The following is an 18,005-nucleotide window of genomic DNA, read 5'->3' as shown; positions in this document are numbered from 1 at the left end:
AGCTCGATCCGGACCGGCATCGCCATGCCTGTTTACCTGAACGAAGATCGACCCCTTTGGGGACAGAAGCCATGTCGCTTTTGTGCCGTGGTCAGGTTGCTTGCGGAACGGCAGCTTTTCGCCAGGACCTGTCGCATAGTCCCTCAGCCACATGCGTGAGGGAGCAGGGGAGAGGAAGGCGAGGATGGAACTGGCGGTTTGATCGTAGCGTGTGGCGATGCGGCGAGCCTGCTTCAGACGGTTGAACATGCGCTCGATGCGATTGCGGTTCCGGTATTGCTTGAAGTCGCAAGCTGCGGGCGCCCGGCGGTTGGCCTTGGATGGGATCATCGGCAGGACGCCCTTCAGAAGCAGCGACTGGCGCACCTCGTCCCCCTCATAGCCCTTGTCGGCCGGCATGAGACGCGGCTTGCCGACTGGCAGGACGAGAAGAACGGGAACGGCTTTGTAGTCGGACACCTCGCCGCCGGTCAGGACGAAGCCGAGAGGGCGTTCGTGACCGTCGGCGCCGGCATGGATCTTCGACGTAAAGCCGCCGCGGCTTCGACCAAAGCCTCGGCGTGAGGTCCCCCTTTAGCGCCCGCCGCCTGCGAATGGCCGCGAACCATGGTGGAGTCGATCATGTGCCGCCAGTCGTCGGTCAGCCCGAGCTCGACCAGCGTCTCCAAGAGCGCATCCCAAACGCCTTGTTCGGCCCAGCGGCGAAAGCGGACCTAGACAGAGTTCCACTTGCCGTAGCGCTCGTGCATGTCGCGCCATGAGCATCCGGCCCGCAGAACAAACAGCATGCCGTCGAGGAACCGCCGATTGTCGTGCGCCGGGCGAGCCATGCGACCTCGCTCCTCGGCAAAAGCGCGCCGATCACCGACCACTCCTCGTCCGTCAGATCGCCTCGCGCCAACGCTGCCTCCAAAAGGCAGCGTTGAATCAGACCTCAGCCAATCCGTGAACCCACTATGTCAACAGCGCCTAGGAGTCCATGTTGCAGACTCGTGAGCAAATCTCGGCAACTTGGCTGCAAAAGTCGGTATGCCCATCACGGTTATAGGTCGCGAAGTATTCCAGGCGTGGCAGGGCCGTGTCGCACTCGATCACGACAAGCCGCTCATCGTCCAAAAAGTTGCGGAAGAACGCCTTTGGCAGAAGAGTCACCCCCATGCCGTGCGCGGCAAGATGGGCGAGCGCTGCCATGTTGTTGCACGAGATCCGACGCACGAACACGAGATCGGGATCGTCGAGCACGAGGCTGAGAGCGGGGTGCATGATCGACGCACTGTTCTGCGCAAGCAGTGGTAGCGCGGCCAGTTCCCCTTTGCTCAGTGACCGGCGCCCGTTCAGTATTTTGGGAGACGCCATCCAAACCAGTTCGAGATAGCCAAGCTCCGTTGCTGCGAAGCGGGGATTTCGAATGGTCGAGGGACACACCACGAAGTCCAGGCGACGATCCGAAAGACGCGTCAGGAGGGTCGCAGACAGATCGATCTCCGGCTCGATCGTCACCTGTGGGTAGACCTTCTCAAGCCACTCAAGAAGAAGCGGCATCCAAGACAGCGCGATGAGATCCGTCACGCCGAGGCGAAACCTGAAGGATGGGATCGTCCCAGGTCGCGCCAGCGCCGCAAGCCGAGCATGCAGGTGCAGCATCTCCTCCGCGATCTCGCGCACCTCCTCGCCGCGCGCCGTCAGGACAGGTCGACGTCCGGTACGATGCAGCAGCTCGTCGGCAAAGCCCGCTTCGAGCTCCGCGACACGCTTGGAGACAGTGGATTGCGCGAGGTGGAGGCGATCGGCCGCCGCTTCGAATGTTCCCAGGCGTCCAACCCAGATGAAGGCTTCGAGCTGTTTCAACGTCGCCACGACGAGATATTCCATTTCTCGATCACACAACGCGCATTAATATCGCTTTTCTTACAGTCCCGCTTCCCCAAAGATCGCCAAATGGCATTTTGCCGGCTTGGGGAGAAAGTGGCCGTGACAATCCAGGAGAATGCATGCGCAGAACCCGTCGAGGCCGCTTTGCTCGCCGCATATCGTGGATTGGCCACCTCGCTCGTCAGTGACAATCTCGATCGGATGCCCGGTGCGGTTGGCCTCAGGCCGCTGCATTCCGGCGGACCGCTCCTGGGTACCGCGCTGACGGTGAGGACGCGGCGCGGCGACAACCTCGCGATCCACGCCGGCCTGGCGCTCGCGCGGCCCGGCGATGTGATCGTCGTGGACGGCGGCGGCGATCCGAGCCAGGCTCTGATCGGCGAGATCATACTGACGCATGCCGCTTCGAAGGGTGTCGCAGGCTTCGTGATCGACGGCGCGGTGCGGGACGTCGCCGCGATCCGCGCTTCGCCTCTTCCCTGCTATGCGCGGGACGTGATCCATCGCGGCCCCTACAAGAACGGTCCAGGCGAGGTGAACGTCGCCGTCTCGGTGGGCGGACTGGTGGTGCGCCCCGGAGATCTCGTGCTCGGCGACGAGGATGGCATCGTGGCCATGGCACCGGACGTCGCGCGTGCGATCCTTCCCGCGATCCGGGCGCAGGAAGCCCGCGAGCGCATCAAGATCGATGGCTTCCTCGACGCGATGCGCCGTCGGAACGCCTGACCGTTCGCACGAGACGAAGCGGACGCGGATGGCCTGGAGGAGGCCGCGGCGTCGAGGCAAGACGAGCTGGGAGGCTTTTCACAATGCGCATGATGCTTTGCGTCACGGGATTGACGCTCGTGCTGGCGACCGCGCCCGCAGCGGCCGAGGCGCAGGTGCGCTCGGACACCGTCACCATCGTCCTGCCGGCGGCGCCCGACCGGCTTGATCCATGCGAGACGCCGCGATCGGTGATCGGCCGGATCATCCGGCAGAATGTCGTCGAAACGCTGACCGAGCTCGACTACGCGACCTCGCGCATCATTCCGCGCTTGGCGGAAAGCTGGGAAGAGACCGCTCCGAACCGCTGGCGCTTTCACCTGCGGGCGGGCGTTCGCTTCCATGACGGGTCGTCCTTCGACGCCGCTGCCGTGGTGGAAGCGCTGGAGCGCACGCTGGACCCGGCGCTCACCTGCATCACGCGCACCAAGTATTTCGGCGGCATCGACATCAAGGCCGAAGCGATCGATCCGCTGACGGTGGAATTCGTCACGGCGACGCACGTGCCGATCCTTCCGACTCTGCTGGCCCAGCTGTCGATCTCGTCGCCGGCGACGCCGCGAGGCGTCTACACCAACGAGCCCGTGGGCACCGGTCCATACCGCTTCGCCGGCTGGACGCAGGGCGAGAGCGTACGTCTCGAGCGCAACCCCGCCTATTGGGGCGAGGAGCCCGCGATCGGCGGTGCGCGTTACATCTGGCGCAGCGAGTCTTCGGTGGCAGCGGCGATGGTCGAGACCGAAGAAGCCGATCTCGCCTTCGCCATCGCGCCGCAGGATGCCACCGATCCCGCGACGGACAAGGTCTATCCGAACTCCGATACCGCACTCTTCCGTCTCTCGCTCGACATCCCGCCTCTCAACGACCGGCGCGTGCGCGAGGCGATCAATCTGTCGATCGACCGGCGCGCCTTTCTGGGCACCATCGTCAGCGGCGAGGCGCAGTTGGCGACGCAGCAGGTCGGCCCCAGCGCGCTCGGCTACAACGCCGCGCTCGTTCCCTGGCCCTACGATCCGGATCGAGCCACGAAGCTCCTGGCCGAGGCCCGTGCCGACGGCGTCGCCGTGGACCGGCCACTGCGCATGATCGGCCGTCCAGGCATGTTCGCCAACAGCAACGAGTTCGTGGAGGCCGCCGCCGAGATGCTGCGCTCGGTCGGCCTCAACGTGCGGCTCGACAATCTCGAAATGTCACAATGGCTGAAGGAGGCCAACAAGCCCTTCGCCGAGCGGCGGATGCCCAATCTCCTTCTCACCATGCACGACAACAACAGCGGGGATGCCTCGTTCACCGCGTTCTTCAAGTATGGCAGCGAGGGGCGGCAGAGCGAGTTGCACGACGCGCATGTCGACGCGCTGATCGCCGAGGCCGGCGCGGCCTCGGGCGAGAACCGCGCGCAACTCTACGGCGAGGTTTTCCGGACCGTCTACGAAGACCTCGTCGCCGACGTGCCGCTGTTCCACATGGTCAACGTCATGCGCGTCGGCCCTCGGCTCGATTTCAAGCCGACAATCGCGAACGCCGTGGAACTGCAGCTCGCCCGGCTGCGCCTTCGCCCCCAATCCTGAACCGGTCGCCGCGCCTTCTGGTGCGGGCGACGCGCATCTTCAACCTCGCGGGGCCCGCCGGGCCGCGCCATGTCCGGTGGGAGGCCGGTATCATGGGACGCTTCATTCTGAGACGATCGCTCCAGAGCGTCTTCTCGCTTCTGGCGCTGGTGGTCTTCGTCTTCGTGCTTGCGCGGCTGGCCGGATCGCCTGCCGATCTGTTCCTGCCGCCGGACGCGACCGACGAAGCCCGGCAGCAGTTCGACATCCGCTACGGCTTCGACGATCCGATCGCGGTCCAGTTCCTCCATTTTGTCGGCGGCCTCCTGCGGCTCGACTTCGGCGAATCGATCCAGTTCGGTCGCCCCGCGCTCGACGTGGTGCTGGAGGCGTTTCCGACCACGCTCGCGCTCGCGGCCATCACCATGCCGATCGTGGTCGCGGTGTCGCTCGTCGCGGGATCGCTTGCCGCGGCGCGACCGGGCAGGCTGTTCGACCGGCTGGCAGCGATCATGTCGCTCGTCGGTGCCTCGACGCCGAACTTCTGGGTCGCGATCGTCGGCGTGATCGTGTTCGCGGTCACGCTTCGCATCCTGCCGACGTCGGGAACCGGCTCGGCCGCGCATTGGGTGCTACCGGTGGCGGTGCTGTGCCTTCGGCCGGTCGGCGTCCTCGTTCAGGTCGTGCGCACCTCGATGCTGGCGGCACTCTCCTCCGCCTACGTCAAGACGGCGCGAGCCCGCGGCGTCTCGCCACGTGCGATCGTCTTCGTCCACGCGCTGCGCAACGCCATGCTGCCGGTGATCAGCGTCGCCACAGACCAGGCGGCGGGCCTCGTCAACGGCGCGGTGATCGTGGAAACCGTGTTCGGCTTTCCCGGCGTCGGCAAGCTGATGATCGACTCCGTCCTTCTGCGCGACTTTGCGGTGATCCAGGCCGCCGTGCTCGTGACGGCGCTTGCCGTCTTTCTCATCAACATCATCGCGGACATCGCCTATGCGCTCGTCGATCCTCGCATCCGCTACAGCTGAGCGCGCCGGGTCCGCCTGGCGACAGCTGAACCGCGCCGGACAAGCGACAGCGGAGCTTCTGGCGACCCTGCGGGGCGACCGGGCAGCCCTTGCCGGTGCCTTGTTCCTCCTCCTGGCACTCGCCGCGACCCTCTTCGCCCCGCCGATCCTCGCGGACGAGGCGCGCAGAATCGATCTTGCCATGCGCAACGCGCAGCCTTTCGATCCCAACCTGCCTTGGCGCTACTTGCTCGGCGCCGACTCCTTGGGCCGCAGCATCCTCTTTCGCTTGCTGGTCGCCACACGCAACACGCTCCTGATCGCCGGCACGGCGACGCTTGGAGCCGCGATCGCCGGCACGCTGCTTGGCATCGTTGCAGGCTATCGCGACGGGGCCATATCGACGTTCCTCCTACGCCTGGCCGACGCGATCATGAGCTTTCCATCCATGCTCCTGGCTGTGTTGGTTTTGTTCGTCTTCGAGCCCGGCATCCTCAACGTCGTCGCGGTGCTCGCCGTCTCGCGTCTGCCGATCTTCCTGCGCACGGTGCGCGCGGAGGTGCTCGAAATCCGACAGCGGCTGTTCGTGGTCTCGGCCCAAGCAATGGGCGCTGGCCGCACGCGGATCGTTCTCAAGCACATCCTACCCATGGTGATGCCGACCGTCGTTACCTTGACCGCGCTCGAGATGGCCTTCGTGATGCTTTTGGAATCGGGCCTCTCGTTCCTGGGCATCGGCATTCAGCCACCCGAGATCACCTGGGGACTGATGGTGGCGGGCGGGCGCAACTACATCGGCTCGGCGTGGTGGGTGGCGTTCTGGCCCGGTCTCGCGATCTTCCTCGTCGCCGCGGCTCTCAATCTCGTCGCGAACTGGCTCCGCACCGCCCTCGACCCGGCGGAGCGCTGGCGGCTCGGATCGTCCCTGGAGGTCTCATGAGCACCCTTCCGCTTCTCGAGGTCCGCGACCTCTCGATCCGATTTCCTGGTCGCAATGGTCTCGTACGAGCCGTGGAGCGCGTGTCCTGGAAGGTCGAGGCCGGACAGACCCTGGCGATCCTCGGTGAAAGCGGCTCGGGAAAAAGCGTCTCCGCATCCGCCGTGATGGGGCTCGTGGATGCGCCGCCGGCGGTGATCGCTTCGGGACAGATCCTGTTCGAGGGCCACGACCTCTTGCGCGTCACCCCGACCGAGCGGCGACGGATCAATGGGTCTAGCATAGCGATGATCTTCCAGGATCCGCTGGCGGCCCTCAACCCCGTTTATCCGGTCGGACGGCAGATCGCCGAGGCGATGCGCGTTCATGGTGTCGATGCCCAGACCGCGCGCCGACGGGTGGTGGAGCTTCTGGAGCGCGTCGGCATTCCCGAGCCCGAGCGACGGATGCGCGACTATCCCCATCAGTTCTCGGGCGGCCAGCGACAGCGTATCATGATCGCGGCCGCGATCGCGCTGGCGCCGCGCCTCCTGATCGCCGACGAGCCCACCAGCGCGCTCGACGTCACCGTGCAGGCGCAGGTGCTCGATCTTCTGAAGGACATCCGGCGCGACAGCGGCATGGCACTCGTCATCATCACGCACGATCTCGGCGTCGTGGAGAGGATCGCCGACGACGTCGTGGTGATGCAGGGTGGCGAAGTGGTCGAGCGCGGCACGCGACAAGCGGTGATGCACAGTCCGCGACACCCTTACACGCAACGCCTCCTCGCTGCGGTGCCCGGCCAGGGCGTGGCGGAAAGCGCCAAGAATGCTGCGGACGGGAGTGTCAGACCCCTTCTGTCCGTGCGCAACGTCTCCAAGCGGTACTTTGGCCGACCTCCAATGCTGTCGCGGCGCCCCCAACCGGTGTTCACGGCCCTAGACGGGGCGAGCTTCGACCTCCACCGGGGCGAAACGCTCGGCATCGTCGGCGAGTCCGGGTCGGGCAAGTCGACACTTGTGCGCATCCTGCTGGGTCTCGACGCGCCGACCGAGGGTCAGATCGCCTTCGAGGGGCGGGACATCGCCTCGCTCAGCGAGGTTGAACTGAAGGCGCTCCGCCGCCGCGTCCAGTGCGTGTTCCAGGATCCCACCGCTTCCCTCAATCCGCGCATGCGCGTCGGCGAGATCATCGCCGAGCCCTTCGCGATCCACAAAGGCGTGCTCGAGCCTGTGCGGGGCCCGGCGCGCGTTGCCGAACTGTTGGAACTGGTCGGTCTCAAGGCCGAGCATGCCGAACGTTTCCCGCATCAGTTCTCGGGCGGTCAGCGACAGCGCATCGCCATCGCGCGGGCGATCGCGCTCAGGCCGGACCTCGTCGTCTGCGACGAGGCGGTGTCCGCCCTGGACGTGTCCGTGCAGGCGCAGGTCATCGACCTTCTAAAAAGGCTGCAAAGGGAGTTCGGCCTCGCCTACGTCTTCGTTGCCCATGACCTCGCGCTCGTGCGCGACTTCGCCACGCGCGTCGCTGTCATGTATCGAGGTCGGATCGTCGAGCAAGGATCGACGGAGGAGGTTTATGGCCGCCCTCGCGACGACTACACGAGGCGTCTCCTGCGAGCCAGCGGCCTGACGGCGGCGCAGAGCTGACGAAGCCAGTCATCGGCGGGTGGAGGTTCGCCGGTTCCCGAGGAGCGCCTGCTTCCATCGCCGATGCCGCCGGCATCGACTGCGGTTGGCGCCTCACGACACCCAAAAATCCCTCGCCGGCCCTCCGCCGCCGAGTTTCCAAACAGACTCTCAGAAGAGACGAACGAGCGGCGCGCCGAGCGTCGAGACCTGCGCCCATCCGATACCGCGCAGGACCGGAACGAAGGCCAGAAAGAACAGGGCATCGAGAACCGTCTGTCGCCAGCGGCCGGGGTCCACGCAAAGCGCGCCGACATCGCGCCAGAGAGAGGGTCGCGGCAGGAAGCGGGGTACCATTTGCCGATATCGGTCGAACGCGGCGCCGTGCAGGGTGGCGAGCGCTTTCTCCTCGTCGCGCACCACCGGCAGAAAAATCGCGTAGGCGCAGAGGAGAAGAACCAAGGTGATGGTGAGGCTGGCGGTTTGGGCGCCGAGACCGGCGGCCGCGAGGAAGGACGAGACGTAAAGCGGGTTGCGCGTCACGGAATAGGGTCCCGCCGTCACGAGCTCGCGAACCTTGCGGCCGCCGATGTAGAGCGTACTCCAGGAGCGGCCGAGGATGGCAAGGAACACCAGGACAAGCCCGAGGTCTTCCATCGCCTCCCGCTGCCACGAGGCAATGCCCCAAGGGCCCGAGGCCAGAAGAACCAGCGGCAGCGAGACGAGGGCCGCGAGGCGGATGCGCAGCTTCCTGCGCGATTGCGTGCGATCCAGCGCGTGATGGATGGTGGCGTCAAACATTGGCGAGCGTTCCGAACGATCGAGCGGCGGGCGCCGCTTGTTGCGTTCCCTGCTTAGCCGCCTCCCGAGCCCTTCGACGCTTCGTTTGATGTCGAGATGTTGCGGCTCGTCGTGTGCGTGTCGCGTCGGTGCAGCGGCAGCACGAGGCGCACGACCAGACCGTGAGGCGCACGGGCCAGAAGGCTCATCGTGCCGCCATGCGCCCGCACGATGTCGGCGACGATCGAAAGACCGAGGCCGAAGCCCTCACGCGGGCGCTCGCCACGCGCCGCGTCGATCTTGAAGAAGGGTTCGGTGACGAGCGCGCGAAGCTCCGCGGGGATGCCGGGGCCGTCGTCGGCCACCTCGATCCAGATCGTGTCGGCATTCGGGATCAGCGAGACGACGACCCGCTTCCCGAACTTCACGCCGTTGTCGCACAGGTTCGTCACGGCGCGCGTCAGCGCGTTCGGCCGGCAGGTCGCGGCAAGACGGGCCGGCCCCTCGTAGCGCAGGTCGAAGCCGACGTCGGCGAAGTCGGCTTCGATCGTCTGGAGGAGGCTGGCAATGTCGACGCTCTCCTCGGCCTCGCCCTGCGCGTCGAGACGCAGGTAATCGAGCGTCTCGGTGGCGAGTGCGTCGATGCGTTCGATATCGGAGATCATCGCATCGCGCTCTGTTCCCTCCGGCAGCCGCTCCACGCGCAGGCGCAGGCGCGTGAGCGGTGTGCGCAGGTCGTGGCTGACGCTGCGGAGCATGCGCATGCGCATGTCGATCATGCCACGGATGCGTGTTCGCATGCCGTTCAAAGCCTTGGCGAGGGCAACCACTTCGACCGTTCCGCGCTCCGGGATTAGGCGCTCCTCGGCGATGCCGTCCGTCCGGTCGAGTTCGGCCACGATGCGATCGATGGGCCGCGCAACCGTCTGCGCCGCATAGTAGGAGAACAGAAGAAGGAGAATGACGAAAGAAAGGACGTAGTAGGTCAAGGGTCCCACGACGTCGTTGGTCAGGACGTCGGGAAGGTTCGGCACGACGAGCACCGATCGACCGTCCACGGGCACCGCCAAGGCCCGATGACCGTCCAGAACGATCCAACGGGCTCCGGTCGACAGATCGGTGTCCTGCGGAAACAGGAGTCCGACCAGTTGCGCCGCAAGACCAAGCGGTGGCGACGCCGCGATCCGCGCATCGAGATCGCCCGTCGCGATGAGTTCGATCTCGAAGCCGAGGCGCGCGGCGCTTGCGAGCAACCATTCGCGCTGCGCCGGGTCGGCTCCCTCCATCTGCCGGCCGATCGTGAACGCCCGCTCGGCGATCGCGTCGGTATCGGCAGTCGGAAGAATCGTCTTGCGCAACGGTTCGATGGCGCCCTCCAACGAGACCACGGCGACCACCGCGAGGACGATGACGATCATCATCTGCGCGCGGATCGTCTTGGGCCACCATCGCCGCGGTTCGCCCATCACGCCCGCTCGACGGTCGCGGCGAAGAGGTATCCCGCCAAGCGCACCGTGGTCAGCAGGGTCGGCTGCGCGGGGTCGGGCTCGATCTTCTGACGCAGGCGGCTGACATGAACGTCGATCGAGCGTTCGATCGGTCCGGCCAGCCCCGCATGGGTCATCGACAGAAGCTGCTCGCGCGAAAGGACACGGCCCGGATTGCGGCACAAGGCCAGAAGGAGGTCGAACTCCGTCGTCGTCATCGCGACCCGCGCGCCGGACGGGTTGCGCACCGTGCGGCGCTGGGGGTCGATCGTCCAACCGTCGAAGCGCAGCGTCTCGCTTTCGTTGCGTCCTTCCGGTGCGTAGGCGGCTCGGCGGAGAAGGCTGCGGATGCGCGCGACGAGCTCGCGCGTCGAGAATGGCTTGGTGACGTAGTCGTCAGCACCGAGCTCCAATCCGACGATCCGGTCGATCTCCTCGTGCTGCGCCGTCAGCATGAGCACCGGAATTGTGCTCGACGCGCGCAGCCGCCGGCAGATCGAGAAGCCGTCCTCGCCCGGCAGCATCAGGTCGAGAACGATGAGGTCGTAGGTCGAACGGCGCATGGCCGCGTCCATCTCGGCGCCGCTGCCCGCGATATCGGCGAACAAGCCCGCGTCCCCGAAGGCTGCCGCAACCATGCGGGCAATCTCCGGGTCGTCCTCCACGAGAAGCACGCAAGGCATCTCGCTGTTTCGCTTCGGGGGCGTCGGCGTCAGGATCATCGTAGTCCCGTTTGAAATGCACGAAGGCGAGTGAAGGAAAGCGGATCGCATTAGACTAGCATCTCGGAGCGGCCGGTGTCGGAAGCGGACGACGTCGCGCGGCGGGCATTCCGCAGGCGTGCCGCCCATGCCGTCCAGTCCCCGAACAGACAGTGAAGCGCTGGAACCACGACCAGTGACAGAAGTGTCGAGACCACGAGCCCGCCGATCACCGCGATCGCCATCGGCGAACGGATGCCTCCGCCCTCGCCGATCCCGATCGCGGCCGGCACCATGCCGGCCACCATTGCAAGCGTCGTCATGACGATCGGCCGAGCTCGCTCCATGCCGGCTGCGACCGAAGCGTCGCGGCGGGACATCCCGGCCCGTTCGCGATCCAACGCGAAGTCGATCAGCATGATGGCATTCTTCGTGACGATACCCATCAGCATCAGAATGCCGATCACAACCGGCAGGGAAACGGCGGTCCCGGTCACGAGAAGAGCCAGAACCACGCCGCCGGCGGAGAGCGGCAGCGTCACGAGGATCGTCAGCGGCGTCAGGAGGCTGTTGAAGAGAAGGATCAGCACCACGAGGACGAGGCCGATGCCCGTGCCCATCGCGACCGCGAAGCCCGCGAAGACCTCGCCTTGCGTGTCGGAATCGCCGCTCGGCACGACGCGCACATCGTCGGGAAGGGATCGGACCGATGGCAGCGCCATGAATGCTCGCAGTCCGTCGCCCGCCGCCATGCCGGATGCCATATCGAAGCCGATCTCGACCCGGCGCTCCCGGTCGAAGCGCTGAATGCGCGAGAGGCGGCTCGCCGTCTCGAAGGATGCGACCTGCGCAAGCGGAATCGTGCCGCCTTCGAACGTCGGGACGCGAAGCGCCTCCAACGTTTCGATGCTGTCTCGACCCACCTCCGACAGGCGAAGACGGATCGGAATCCTGCGCTCGCCGTCCGTGAAGTCGGGTAGCGCTTGTTTGGCGGCTCCCCTCGTGGACACGCTCAGCGTCTCGGTGATCGCTGCGGTGGTGACGCCTGCATCCGCCATGCGCTCCGGCAGCAGCCGGAGGCGAAGCTCGGGACGCGATCCCGCCTCGCTCGACGCCTCCCCGACGGCGAAGGGAGCGGTGGACAGGTCGCGCAGGATCGCGGCGGCGGCACGGCTCGCAGCCGCTCCGTCCCGCGACAGGACGTCGAGCGAAACGTCGCGGCCGCCGCGACTGTTCAGTATCTCGAAGCGGATGTCCGGGACCGTGCGCAGCCGATCGGCGACACCACGTGCGATCGCCGCCGCCGTATCTTGCCGATTGTCCTTCGGGTGCAGTGTCACCAGCACGGCGGCTCGCCGGAGTTCCCGAACGCCAAGCGCGTTGACCCCACCCTCGATGAAGACATGCGCGACGTCCTCGAGCGCGCCCACGGCTTGCGTGATCTCGGACGCGGCGGCGCGTGTCTCGGCCAGGGTCGAGCCGGGCGGAAGCTCGATCGAGAGCTGGAGCCGTCCGTTGTCCTCGGCAGGCAGGAACTCGGTCGGCAGGCCGGTTGCCGCGCCAACCGATAGGGCAAAGAGCGCGACCGCGAGCGTCACGGTCGCGAGCGGCGCGGCGACGGCCAGCCTTGCGAGATCGCCGTAGAGACGCATGGCGCGTCCGGGCGGACGAGGGGTCTCGTGCCGCAGCCGCATCAGCCGCGCGGCCAGGAGCGGCGTGACGAGACGCGCGACAAGGAGCGAGAAGAAGACCGCGATCGCGACCGTCACGCCGAACTCGCGGAAATACTGTCCGACCACGCCGCCCATGAAGCCGACCGGCACGAAGACGGCGATGATCGTCGCCGAGATGGCGACGACCGCAAGGCCGATCTCGTCGGACGCGTCGATCGCCGCATCCCAGGCCGACTTGCCCATCGCGCCATGGCGCGCGACGTTCTCGATCTCGACGATGGCGTCGTCGACCAAGATGCCGGCGACCAACGTTATGCCGAGCAGGCTGATGACGTTCAGTGAGAAGCCGAACAGCAACATGGCGAAGAAGGTCGGGATCGCGGCCAGCGGCAGCGCGACCGCCGCGATCAGCGTTGCACGCCAGTCGCGCAGGAACAGAAACACCACCGCCATGGCGAGAAGCGAGCCTTCCACAAGCGTGCTCATGGCCGCGTGGTAGTTTCCGAGCGTGTAGGTCACGCTGTCGTCGATGAGAGTGAAGGCGAGGCCGGCATGCTCGCTCTCCAGCTCTTCGGACAGTGTCGCAACGGCCTCGGCGACCGCGTCCTCGCTGGCTCCGGGCGCGCGGAACACCGTGAAGCCTATCACCTCGTGCCCGTCCAGGATGGCGAAGCCGGCGGGGTCGGCATCAGCGTCACGAATGGTCCCGAGGTCCTCCAGCGCGACCGCGGAGCCATCGGCAAGCGTGATCCGGGTCGCCCTCAGCGATCCCAGCGAGTTGATTTCGCCCGATGCCGACAGGGCGCGATCAAGGCCGCCGGCTTCGGTCGTCCCGGCGGCTCGGTTCACGGCAAGCGCGCCGAGCTGCCGGTTGACCTCGGCGACGGTGACGCCGAGTGCGAGAAGACGGTCGGGATCGAGGCGTACCTCGATCTCGCGATCAACGCCGCCGACCCGATCGATCCGCCCGACACCCGGGAGTGCGCGCAACCTGCGCAGGACCACATCGTCCACGAAGAAGGAAAGGTCCACCGCACTCATCGACCGGTCCGAGACGGCGTAGCGCACCACCGCGCCGTTTTCGACATCGACGCGCTGGATCACGGGTTGGTCGGTGGTCGCGGGTAGATCGGGGACGATCGCGGCGACCGCATCGCGCACGTCCGTGACGGCGCGATCCACCGGGATGGCGAGGTCGAAATCGATCGTGGTCACGCTCTCGCCGTCCCGGATCGTCGAACTCAGCTTGTCGATACCCAGAATCCGGGCGACGCTGTCTTCGACCCGCCGCGTGATCGCCGCTTCGATCTGCTCCGGGGATGCGCCGCTGTCGGTGATGGAGACGCTTACCCGCGGCACGTCGATCGTCGGGAAGTAGGATATGGGAAGGCGCAGGAATCCGACGATCCCAAGCCCGAGCAGAGCCACGAAAAGGAGAACGGAAGGCAGGGGCCTACGGATCGCCCAGGCGGAGACGTTCACGCTCATCGCTCGCTCGCCATTCGCAGGGTCGCCGGTTCGAAGCCGGTCGGAGACGCTGGGTAGGGCGTCTCGATCGGCGTGACGCGATCGCCGTCGGCAAGAACGCCTGCGGATTTCAGAACCACACTGTCGCCGGCCTCGACGCCGCCGAGAACCTGCACGAGGTCGGCCGTCTTGATGCCGGTTCGCACCATCGTTCGGGTGACCGCGCCATTCCGGTAGGTCAGGACCGTACTGGCGCCGCCCTCCGTCTGCACGGCAGAGGTGGGTAGAACAACGCCATTCCCGATCCCGACTTCGATCTCCCCGCTCGCGAAGGCGCCGATCGGCAGGTCCGTCCCTTGGGGAAGCGTCACGCGGAGGCGACCCAGCCGGCTTCGGGACCCGAGTTCGGGTTGGAGAAGGCGCAGACGTCCCATGATCGCATCTGGCGCGCCGATCGTCCTGACGCTGGCCATCTGCCCCGCTTGCAGCTTGGCGAACCCGCGCTCCGACACTTCACCGTCGATCTCCAGGAGGCCGTCCTTGATGATCTGAAAGAGCGGTTCGCCGCCTCGTGCGGGAATAGCGCCGATCGATGCGGTGCGCCGCGCGATCTTTCCCCCTGTCGGCGCGCGGATTTTCGTGAAGCCGAGTTCAAGCGCGATACGCCGCGCCTCGGCCTGGGCTAGGCTTTGGTCGGCCTCTGCACCCGCGAAGCCTTCGCGGGCGGTCGCCAGCGCGGCGTCGGCGCGGCGCAGCGCCGTTTCCTGCGCCTCGAGCGCCCCCTGCGAAAGCAGCCTCTTATCGCGCAACTGCGCGCTTCGACGAAGGTCGGATCGGATCTGGTCAAGCGCGATCTCGGCGTCCTCGGTGGCCACTTTCGCCTGCCTGACCGCCGCCGCGGCTCGTGCGAGCTTTGCCGCCGCGCCCGCTTCCTCGACACGCAACATCGTGTCGTCGAGCTCGGCCAAGACATCGCCGGCCCGCACGACGTCGCCCGCCTCGGCCCGCACCGTCAGGATGCGAAAATCGTCAAGGCGCGAGGAGACAGACACGGTTTCGCCCGCCACCACACTTCCCGTCAGGCGAACGGTTTCACGCACCTCGCCTCGCTGCGCCGCCACGACACGTATGGCTGGAGGAGCTTCGCTTGGTTGAGCCAGAGCGGCACCTGACTGAACGACGCCGAGAAGAGCCAGCAGAACCGAGAGGCGGGCGACGCGGGACATGGGGCAGCGGCATCTCGGATCGTGAACGGTTCGGGCAAGCAAGGCGGGCATTGTCGATCTCCCAAGGCGGGGGCTCCCCCGCGGATAGGGGCGGAGAGCAGGTCGATACCGTTCTAGAAGGTCGCTACCGCGCCGCGGGTGTTGAACTGTTGCGTTATGTTAAGCTCGCAGGTTGGGATGGCTTCGCCCCAATCCCGCCCCGTTCGGCAATGAACCGCAACACAACGACACCCGCGCCGACGCGGCGTTGCGGCAGGAAAGTGATGCCGCCGCTTCCGCCCACCATCGGTTTCGCGCGGACGGCGACCCGTTCCTCCCGGAGTTCCCATGTCGCGTTTTGCTTCCAACATCCGTTCCCTGTCCTGTGTCGCCACGGTTCTCCTTCTCGGAAGCGCGCCCGTCGCGATGCCCGCTGCTGCGGCCGATGCGACACTTGCCGAGCGCCTGGCGGAGCCGCCCGTCGAGGACGCGGCGACCACGCCGGTCCGCAATTGGACACTGATCGTTGGTCTCGGCGGCGCGCTCAAGCCCGAGTACGAGGGCGGCAAGGATCTGGAGGTCAGCCCGCTGCCGATCTTCCTGTTCACCTACGGCGACTGGCTGAAGGTCGATCCGACGGGCCTCGAACTCGAAGCGTTCGAGGCGAACGGCTTCTCGGTCTCCGCATTGGCAGGCTACGAGTCGGGGCGGGACGAGGACGACGACCCAATCCTGCGCGGTCTCGGCGACATCGACTTCGCCGCGACGCTCGGCGGCAAGGTGGCTTACGAGACCGGCCCGTTCGCAATCTACGCGACGTTGGAGAAGACGCTCGGCGGAAGCGACGGATTGGTCGGCACCTCTGGCGTATCGCTTACCGCGCCGGTCAGCGAACGGATCATTCTTGGGGCGGACGCGAAGGCGGTGTTCGCCGACGATCGTCACATGCAATCCTATTTTGGCATCGATGCCACGCAATCGGCGCGCTCCGGCTTGCCGGCCTACCAAGCGGAGGCGGGACTCAAACGCATTGATGTGTCCGCCTCCGCCACATATCTGGTGAACGAGCACTGGCTCGTGCGGGGCGAGGCGGGTGCAAAGTTCCTGACGGGCGACGCCGCCGACAGCCCGATCGTCCGCGAGACCGTGCAGCCGAAAGCGTCGCTCATGCTCGGGTACAAATTCTAAGGAAAAGCCCAGCGCGTGCGAAGCGACCGATAGCGATCGGCTACGGCTCCCGTATCGTTCTCAGCACGCGACTGCAGGCTGCAAGACGAGCCGGTCGCTTATCCGGCGCCATCATGGTCGCCCTGGCGGCGTTTCTAAGGGCAAAGCAGGTTTATGGCCACCTTGCCGCCACGGCAGCGATGTTGGGGGGCGCTCACCGATGTCCGGTTTGGAGCGTATCCATATACCCTTCGATATGTCTTAGTTGGATTGTTCGCAGAACGGCAGCTTTTCGCTCGATCTCTCTTAAAGCTGCCGGTCGGCTATCGACCCGATCAGGCAGACAAACTTACAGCCGGGTTGGGGGAAACCTGCCGTTAGGCTTGATCAAGCGCGACGGACGAATGTCACGGACGTTTTGTACAACACGGTCAAAGGAGTGGGAGAGGGCGTGTTTTTGTGACCGCGCCTTCTAGGGTTCAAAGTATTCGGAAGCGACATGACCGACCACGTCCATGGAGACCGAGACCGCGTCACCCGTGGAAGTTTCGGCGAGGTCTTCCGCGTTTTCCTGAAGCTTGGCCTAACCTCCTTCGGCGGACCCATCGCCCATCTCGGCTACTTTCGCGCCGAACTCGTTGAACGACGTCGCTGGATCGGTGAGAGCGGCTACGCCGACCTCGTCGCTTTGTGCCAATTCCTGCCCGGTCCCGCCTCGAGCCAAGTCGGCTTCGCGCTTGGGCTGCTGCGTGCGGGCTTCTTCGGAGCCCTCGCCGCCTTCCTGGCCTTTACGCTGCCGTCGGCAATCCTGCTCGTCGCCTTTGCGTATGGGGCCGACGTGTTCGGCGGGCCGATCGGACACGGCGTCATCTCAGGTCTCAAGATCGTCGCCGTCGCAATCGTCGCGCAAGCCGTGTGGGGCATGGCCCGCAGCCTTTGTCCGGACCGGGAACGGGCGACGATTGCGGTGGGCGCCGTCCTGGTGCTTGTGGTCTCGGGAGATGCGCTCGGGCAGATCGCCGCGATCGTCCTTGGCGCCCTCGCCGGTCTTGCCTGGTGCCGTGGACGCGCGGTGGCGGCCTCCACTCAGCTATCGTTCGGCGTCTCGCGCAAAATCGGTATCGCCTGCCTGATCCTGTTCGCGACCCTGCTCGTAGGGCTACCTCTGTTGGCGTCGGGGGTAGGGTCGCAATCGCTGGCGGTGTTCAACGCATTCTATCGATCCGGCTCGCTGGTGTTTGGGGGTGGCCACGTGGTGCTTCCTCTGCTGGAAGCTGAGACCGTCCGAACGGGCTGGGTCTCCGCCGACGCGTTCCTTGCCGGCTACGGTGCAGCGCAGGCGATGCCGGGCCCGCTGTTCACCTTCGCCGCCTACCTCGGTGCGGTGCTCGGCCCCGCGCCCAACGCCATCGTCGGCGCCACGATCGCGTTGGTGGCGATCTTCCTTCCCGGTTTTCTCCTGCTGCTCGCGGCGCTGCCGTTCTGGGATGTGCTGCGGGGACGGTCGAAGATGCAGGCGATCATGCGCGGGGTGAACGCCGCGGTCGTCGGAATCCTGGGGGCCGCGCTCTACGATCCGGTTTTTACAAGTGCTGTGGTCGACAGGCGCTCGTTCGCGCTTGCCCTGACCTGTTTCGCGCTTCTGATGGTCTGGAGTGCGCCGCCTTGGCTGGTCGTTCTGCTCGGTACGCTGGGGGGCGTCCTCATCGGCGCACGATAAGACGGGATCGAGAGAACGACTGCTATCGAGCCCCGCGCTGCATCGTCTTGTGACTGTCTCGGGT

General features: G+C 66.2%; 13 protein-coding genes and 2 pseudogenes. 7 read left to right on the top strand and 8 right to left on the bottom strand.

The features are described 5' to 3' along the window. Window positions 1-144: 144 nt before the first annotated feature. The 3 genes and pseudogenes from AUL32_RS26540 to AUL32_RS26485 all read right to left on the bottom strand — a co-directional run. A pseudogene (locus AUL32_RS26540) lies at window positions 145-901 on the bottom strand (IS5 family transposase); the annotation flags it as partial. Between the two features lie 68 nt (window positions 902-969). Next, on the bottom strand, window positions 970-1,665 hold the full coding sequence (locus tag AUL32_RS23705; protein ID WP_244498035.1) for a substrate-binding domain-containing protein: 696 nt from the start codon (window positions 1,663-1,665) through the stop codon (window positions 970-972). Between the two features lie 63 nt (window positions 1,666-1,728). Further along, a pseudogene (locus tag AUL32_RS26485) lies at window positions 1,729-1,872 on the bottom strand (helix-turn-helix domain-containing protein); the annotation flags it as partial. Window positions 1,873-1,965: 93 nt separating this feature from the next. On the opposite strand from AUL32_RS26485, the gene AUL32_RS23700 reads away from it, so the two are divergent. The 5 genes from AUL32_RS23700 (at window position 1,966) to AUL32_RS23680 (ending at window position 7,762) form a co-directional block, all read left to right on the top strand. Further along, window positions 1,966-2,598: an RraA family protein gene (locus AUL32_RS23700; RefSeq protein WP_062120885.1), complete on the top strand. Its 633-nt coding sequence runs from the start codon at window positions 1,966-1,968 to the stop codon at window positions 2,596-2,598. Window positions 2,599-2,681: 83 nt separating this feature from the next. Beyond that, window positions 2,682-4,205, top strand: coding sequence for an ABC transporter substrate-binding protein (locus AUL32_RS23695; RefSeq protein WP_062120883.1), 1,524 nt, complete (start codon window positions 2,682-2,684; stop codon window positions 4,203-4,205). Between the two features lie 92 nt (window positions 4,206-4,297). Beyond that, complete coding sequence (locus AUL32_RS23690; protein ID WP_062120880.1) at window positions 4,298-5,215, top strand: ABC transporter permease; 918 nt, start codon at window positions 4,298-4,300, stop codon at window positions 5,213-5,215. Continuing rightward, a complete protein-coding gene (locus tag AUL32_RS23685) occupies window positions 5,181-6,134 on the top strand; it encodes an ABC transporter permease (RefSeq protein ID WP_082660095.1) in 954 nt (317 codons plus the stop codon). Before AUL32_RS23690 ends, AUL32_RS23685 begins: the two co-directional genes overlap by 35 nt. Further along, complete coding sequence (locus AUL32_RS23680) at window positions 6,131-7,762, top strand: ABC transporter ATP-binding protein (protein WP_062120879.1); 1,632 nt, start codon at window positions 6,131-6,133, stop codon at window positions 7,760-7,762. The genes AUL32_RS23685 and AUL32_RS23680 overlap by 4 nt, the downstream gene beginning before the upstream one ends. Window positions 7,763-7,912: 150 nt before the next feature. Here AUL32_RS23680 and AUL32_RS23675 read toward each other — a convergent pair whose 3' ends face one another. Genes AUL32_RS23675 through AUL32_RS23655 form a run of 5 tightly spaced genes read right to left on the bottom strand, consistent with a single transcriptional unit; the run spans window position 7,913 to window position 15,075 of the window. After that, window positions 7,913-8,542, bottom strand: a complete 630-nt coding sequence (locus tag AUL32_RS23675) for a methyltransferase family protein (RefSeq protein WP_062120876.1) — start codon at window positions 8,540-8,542, stop codon at window positions 7,913-7,915. A 53-nt stretch (window positions 8,543-8,595) separates the two neighbouring features. Continuing rightward, complete coding sequence (locus tag AUL32_RS23670; RefSeq protein WP_192847522.1) at window positions 8,596-9,942, bottom strand: ATP-binding protein; 1,347 nt, start codon at window positions 9,940-9,942, stop codon at window positions 8,596-8,598. A 44-nt stretch (window positions 9,943-9,986) separates the two neighbouring features. Further along, window positions 9,987-10,730, bottom strand: a complete 744-nt coding sequence (locus AUL32_RS23665; RefSeq protein ID WP_061973721.1) for a response regulator transcription factor — start codon at window positions 10,728-10,730, stop codon at window positions 9,987-9,989. 50 nt (window positions 10,731-10,780) lie between these two features. After that, complete coding sequence (locus AUL32_RS23660) at window positions 10,781-13,870, bottom strand: efflux RND transporter permease subunit (RefSeq protein ID WP_082660094.1); 3,090 nt, start codon at window positions 13,868-13,870, stop codon at window positions 10,781-10,783. After that, window positions 13,867-15,075, bottom strand: a complete 1,209-nt coding sequence (locus AUL32_RS23655) for an efflux RND transporter periplasmic adaptor subunit (RefSeq protein WP_280137602.1) — start codon at window positions 15,073-15,075, stop codon at window positions 13,867-13,869. Before AUL32_RS23655 ends, AUL32_RS23660 begins: the two co-directional genes overlap by 4 nt. A gap of 327 nt (window positions 15,076-15,402) precedes the next feature. Between AUL32_RS23655 and AUL32_RS23650 the strand changes: the two genes are divergently transcribed. Then, on the top strand, window positions 15,403-16,242 hold the full coding sequence (locus AUL32_RS23650) for a MipA/OmpV family protein (RefSeq protein ID WP_062120868.1): 840 nt from the start codon (window positions 15,403-15,405) through the stop codon (window positions 16,240-16,242). 478 nt (window positions 16,243-16,720) lie between these two features. Further along, window positions 16,721-17,941: a chromate efflux transporter gene (chrA, locus tag AUL32_RS23645; RefSeq protein ID WP_062120865.1), complete on the top strand. Its 1,221-nt coding sequence runs from the start codon at window positions 16,721-16,723 to the stop codon at window positions 17,939-17,941. The last annotated feature ends 64 nt before the right edge of the window (window positions 17,942-18,005 follow it).

Origin of the sequence: Aureimonas sp. AU40 (assembly GCF_001463785.1) — a bacterium.
In the GTDB taxonomy this organism is placed as follows: Bacteria; Pseudomonadota; Alphaproteobacteria; order Rhizobiales; family Rhizobiaceae; genus Aureimonas.
Note: the sequence above shows the minus strand (reverse complement) of the source record. Positions and strands in the feature narration are given on the sequence as shown.